This window comes from Klebsiella sp. 2019SCSN059, assembly GCF_021739525.1.
Lineage (GTDB): Bacteria > Pseudomonadota > Gammaproteobacteria > Enterobacterales > Enterobacteriaceae > Klebsiella > Klebsiella quasipneumoniae.
Genome location: NZ_JAKKOM010000087.1, coordinates 1 through 2,853 on the forward strand (window position 1 = coordinate 1; position 2,853 = coordinate 2,853).

The 2,853-nt window shown below is 55.2% G+C and carries 3 protein-coding genes and 2 tRNA genes; 3 read left to right on the top strand and 2 right to left on the bottom strand.

The genetic code is table 11. The annotated features are described in order from the left end of the window. Position 1: 1 nt before the first annotated feature. A tRNA-Ala gene (locus tag L2I46_RS28830) sits at positions 2–77 on the bottom strand. Between the two features lie 219 nt (positions 78–296). Between L2I46_RS28830 and L2I46_RS28835 the strand changes: the two genes are divergently transcribed. Together L2I46_RS28835 and L2I46_RS28840 are read left to right on the top strand one after the other, a co-directional pair. Continuing rightward, positions 297–650 (top strand): YfeC-like transcriptional regulator, encoded by a 354-nt coding sequence (locus L2I46_RS28835; protein WP_236948414.1) that lies wholly within the window; start codon positions 297–299, stop codon positions 648–650. A gap of 3 nt (positions 651–653) precedes the next feature. After that, positions 654–1,046: a MerR family transcriptional regulator gene (locus tag L2I46_RS28840; protein WP_032453681.1), complete on the top strand. Its 393-nt coding sequence runs from the start codon at positions 654–656 to the stop codon at positions 1,044–1,046. Positions 1,047–1,098: 52 nt separating this feature from the next. On the opposite strand, the gene gltX is transcribed toward L2I46_RS28840, so the two are convergent. Continuing rightward, positions 1,099–2,517 carry a glutamate--tRNA ligase gene (gene gltX, locus L2I46_RS28845; RefSeq protein ID WP_004202014.1) on the bottom strand — a complete coding sequence of 473 codons (1,419 nt, stop codon included), beginning with the start codon at positions 2,515–2,517 and terminating at the stop codon, positions 1,099–1,101. Between the two features lie 259 nt (positions 2,518–2,776). On the opposite strand from gltX, the gene L2I46_RS28850 reads away from it, so the two are divergent. Next, positions 2,777–2,852 (top strand) — tRNA-Val (locus L2I46_RS28850). The last annotated feature ends 1 nt before the right edge of the window (position 2,853 follow it).

Here is a 2,853-nt window from a genome sequence, read left to right on the forward strand (position 1 = left end):
TTGGTGGAGCTAAGCGGGATCGAACCGCTGACCTCTTGCATGCCATGCAAGCGCTCTCCCAGCTGAGCTATAGCCCCGTAACGTAAAGCGTGTCGTGTTGACGGGCGGCATAATATGAATTCCTCGCTCAGGTGTCAACGGCAAAATTATCCTTCTCGATTCAATCGCTGAAAAAGCAGGCAACCTGCTGAGATTGCGAGCCTTATCGCAGCCAGAAGTTAAACAGGTCACCTTTTCCAGTAAAAGGATGCTATAACATGGACAGCTAATTCCCATACATTTACTCAGGAAATAGTATGCTCAAGGAACGAATGACACCTGAAGAAATCGCCCATCTGACCGGCTACAGCCGGCAAACTATCAATAAGTGGGTGCGGAAAGAAGGCTGGCAGACCTCTCCGCGGCCTGGCGTCCAGGGCGGTAAGGCGCGCCTGGTCCATGTCAATGAGCAAGTCAGGGAGTTTATCCGCAGCGCCCAGCGCGTGGCGGAGACGCCCGGCACCTATTATCCCCACGACAGCGATCTGGAATCGCTGCTGCTGACCCTCTGTAAAGAACTCACTCCCAGCGAGCAGAAGCAGCTTATGTCGCTGCTGTTGCGCGAGGGGATCACCGGGTTACTGCTTCGGTTAGGGATTCGCGATCGGTAAACCATGATGAAACTAAAAGATAAAATGACGCCCGCAGAGCTTGCCGACTGCCTGGGGCTGGCGAGACAAACGATCAATCGCTGGGTTCGTGAGAAGAAATGGCGCACGGAAACAATACCCGGCGTCAAAGGAGGCCGAGCGCGGCTGGTGGTCATCGACCAACCGGTGCGCGAGTTTCTGACGAACATTCCCGCCAGACGCCATCTGTTTAGCGAGAATCATCTCGCGGAATCGCCAGGCGCTTACCTGGTCAATGAAGCGGACGCGATCTGGCGGCAAATCACAGAAACCCTGCAACTGATGACTCCGGCAGAACAGCTGCAGCTCCGCGACCTGCTGGCCCGGGAAGGGATTAGCGGTTTTCTTGCCCGCCTCGGCATCGCCAGCCCGGCGTAACAGACAAAAAAAACGGCAGGGGTATCCTGCCGTTTTATCATCCAGGTCCCCGTCAGGACGCCTGGCCTTCGCGCTCAGCGATAAAAGCCAGCGCTTTATTGATACGCTCTACGCTACGGGACTTGCCGATTGCATGGACGGTAACGTCAAGCGCAGGAGACTGCCCTGCACCGGTAACGGCCACGCGCAGCGGCATACCGACTTTACCCATGCCCACTTCCAGCTCATCAGCGGTCGCCTGAATCGCGTGGTGGACGTTTTCCGCCGTCCAGTCGCTAATCGCCGCCAGCTTGTCGCGGACGACTTCCAGCGGCTGACGCGCTACCGGACGCAGATGTTTCTTCGCCGCGTCGGCGTCGAATTCAGCGAACTCTTCATAGAAGTAGCGGCAGCTCTGGGCAATCTCTTTCAGCGTTTTGCAACGCTCGCCCAGCAGCTTCACCAACTCGGCCAGCTGCGGACCGTTGCGGGTATCGATATTTTCCTGCTCAATATGCCACTGCAGATGCGTCGCCACATACTCCGCCGGCAGCGTATTGATGTAATGATGGTTCAGCCACAGCAGCTTGTCGGTGTTGAACGCACTCGCGGATTTGCTGACCGCCCCCAGCGAGAAGAACTCGATCATCTCTTCGCGGGTGAAGATCTCCTGATCGCCATGGGACCAGCCCAGACGCACCAGATAGTTCAGCAGCGCTTCCGGCAGGTAGCCATCGTCGCGATACTGCATCACGCTGACCGCCCCGTGGCGTTTGGAGAGTTTCTTGCCATCGTCGCCGTTGATCATCGATACGTGCGCGTATACAGGCACCGGCGCATTCAGCGCTTTAAGGATATTGATCTGGCGCGGCGTGTTGTTGATATGATCTTCACCACGGATCACGTGGGTGATCGCCATGTCCCAGTCATCCACTACGACGCAGAAGTTGTAGGTCGGGGAACCATCGGTACGGCGAATGATCAGATCGTCCAGCTCCTGGTTGCTGAACTCGATAGGTCCGCGGATCTGATCGTCAAAAATAACCGACCCTTCCTGCGGGTTGGCGAAACGCACCACGCACGGCTCATCATCGGCATGATGCTCGTGGCTATGGCGGCAGCGTCCATCGTAACGCGGCTTCTCACCGTTCGCCATTTGCTCTTCGCGCAACGCTTCCAGACGCTCTTTTGAGCAATAGCATTTATAAGCGGTACCGGCTTCCAGCATCTCATCGATCACGTTGTTATAACGATCGAAACGTTTAGTCTGGTAATAGGGACCTTCGTCCCATTGCAGATTCAGCCAGTTCATGCCATCCATGATGGCTTCAATTGCTTCCGGGGTGGAGCGTTCGAGATCGGTGTCTTCAATACGCAGTACAAACTCACCGCCGTGGTTACGGGCAAAAAGCCAGGAATAGAGAGCAGTACGCGCACCGCCAACGTGCAGATAGCCGGTTGGGCTTGGCGCGAAGCGAGTTTTGATTTTCATGAATTGGCCTTACGTTTAATAAAGATGCCGATAGCCGGCAATGTCCGGTGGAAATTATGGGTCAATATTCTAACACCGTGGGCTGATTCCTCAATGTTGTTCCCGTCGGAACGTCGCGGTTTGCCGTTTTTGTTTATAAATCATGCTATGACGCCGCTTTTGCGATCGCTTTGTTTAATTTTACGACGAACGAACGAATTCTTTAGAAAAGGCGTTGACTCATTTTCAACTCTCCCTATAATGCGACTCCACACAGCGGGGGTGATTAGCTCAGCTGGGAGAGCACCTCCCTTACAAGGAGGGGGTCGGCGGTTCGATCCCGTCATCACCCACCAC